At 56.4% G+C, this 273-nt stretch carries 1 pseudogene; it reads right to left on the bottom strand.

The window, feature by feature from the left end:
* Window positions 1–156: pseudogene (locus tag AC0L3U_RS39405) on the bottom strand (ABC transporter substrate-binding protein); the annotation flags it as partial.
* Between the last annotated feature and the right edge of the window lie 117 nt (window positions 157–273).

Below are 273 nucleotides of genomic sequence, written 5' to 3'. Positions count from 1 at the left end.
CTGGCTGCCGAAATTGAGCAGCACCAGTACATCGGGTTTGGTGGAGATGGCGTTGGTCAGGTAGCCGGAGAATTCCTGTTCCTGCAACGAGTGGTAGCTGTTGCCGACGTGCTCCAGGCCGTGTTCCTTGAGGATATTTTTCGCGCCTTCAAGCAAGGCTTCACCGAACCCGATGTACTGGTGCTGCTCAATTTCGGCAGCCAGTCATCCAACACCCTGCGCCAGGCGGTGAATTTTGGCATCAAGGAGCGCATGAAGGTGCTGCTGGTGTGG

It is taken from the genome of Bradyrhizobium sp. Kon69 (genome assembly GCF_055807515.1).
The sequence above is the reverse complement of the archived record's forward strand: the minus strand, read 5'-3'. Positions and strand labels throughout refer to the sequence as shown.